At 42.7% G+C, this 1,627-nt stretch carries 2 protein-coding genes; one reads left to right on the forward strand and one right to left on the reverse strand.

The annotated features are described in order from the left end of the window. Positions 1–338 precede the first annotated feature (338 nt). On the reverse strand, positions 339–1,316 hold the full coding sequence (locus tag HRU42_RS21115; protein WP_295034066.1) for a transposase: 978 nt from the start codon (positions 1,314–1,316) through the stop codon (positions 339–341). Positions 1,317–1,428: 112 nt separating this feature from the next. On the opposite strand from HRU42_RS21115, the gene HRU42_RS21120 reads away from it, so the two are divergent. Beyond that, positions 1,429–1,627: hypothetical protein (locus HRU42_RS21120; protein WP_295034068.1), on the forward strand; the 199-nt coding region annotated here is incomplete at its 3' end.

The raw sequence follows: 1,627 nt of genomic DNA on the forward strand, positions 1-1,627 counted from the left end.
GACATTCTTTGCAAGATCGATAGCAATAGTGGTAACTTTCATGGTGGACGCTCCTTGATGTAACTGCATATTCAATATCAGTTTGGCGCATTGACGCCGAATTAGGGAGCGTCCATCCCATCACCCACAATAAATCAACAATTTAACGCTGCAATAGCGAGCTTTCAGTTCAACGTACAACAAAGCACAGTGATTACCGATATGGCTGCAACTTATGTTCATTACCATCGTCGAACTGGGGATTTCTAACTAAAATATCGATTTTCAGGCAGCGCTGGTGAACTCAAGCTGTTTAAGTAGACATAATTGGTGAGGGAGTGAAAATTAGCTAATGACTATCAGCCATCTTCCAGATACTTACAACACTTCGCAAAATGACGACGCCTTTTCTGTAGATGGTCACAGTAATTTGTAAGCTCTTGGGTTGTGCCAACAGGACCATGAAATATTTTACCAAAGTCAGAGGTCATCTTTATCCAGTTATCTGGTGATATATTCAACCTGTTAAGTATCTTAGACGAACTGGTAGAAATACTCCCACGCTTATCTTCACGAATTATTCGACCAGTTTCATCCACTAGTTGCAAGTAGTCTTGTAGCTCGAAATTAACCCCTTTGGGCTGATTATTCTTTTCATTGCCAATAAAGGTAAGTAGCGACTTAGGCTGCTCACCTTTCAATGCTGCCTTTATACGCGCTTGAATACTGGTATAGTCTGATTTTTCTGGAATAAGTGCCATCTTGGCTCGAATAGGGTTCAAATCAACATAAGCCATACAGGTCAAAACAGCGGCTTCATCGAGCAGCGCTTGGGACTTGAAACGTCCCTCCCAGAAACGACCAGTACACTTGTCTTCTTTGTTGGCCTTTCTAGCAATCGGTTCATTTAAGCATCTCATAAACCAGCTAATATCGCTTAAACGGCTTCTGTATTGAGCAATTGAATGTCTTAGCTGTGATAGGTTTTGCTCTGCAACCAATTCACCTTTGGCAAACCTTTGTGTTAGCTCAGTGCCTTTAAACAACTGATGCCACTGCTCAACGACCTCCCTATCTGTCCAGCTATTTGCTAACTCAATATCTATCCTCAACACCAGATGAAGATGATTAGACATCACCGCATAAGCAGCGATGTTGATAGCAAAGATTGCACCTAACTTAAGCAACTGAGATTCAACCCATTCTCGTCGATGCTCATAGGATTTCCCCGTGTTTGGATCGATTCCTGTGAGCCACGCTTTACGCACACACCTTGTCACTGCATGATACCAAGGCGTATCTTCAATGCTAATTTGAGTTCTTCTGGGACGGGGCATAACAACCTCCTACCTCTTACTAATAACCAAAGCTTAGTAGGAGGAGAGAACATGCACAATTAACTATGGATGGCTCTATTTACTTGGATGGCTCTATTTACTGCAATAAAGAGTGCACATAAGGTCGTTCATTCACATCCATGTGATCACGACATTAGTACATCCTGTACAACACCCACAGCAAGCGATAGATAGCCATGAAGGCAAGGCCTTCGAACACACTCCCCAACAACAGCTGGATTCCGGCTCAAAAGCGCTACCGGAACGACGAGATAAAGCTATCGACAGCCAAATGAAACCAATACAAAAAT

It is taken from the genome of Shewanella sp. (genome assembly GCF_013214165.1).
GTDB lineage: Bacteria > Pseudomonadota > Gammaproteobacteria > Enterobacterales > Shewanellaceae > Shewanella.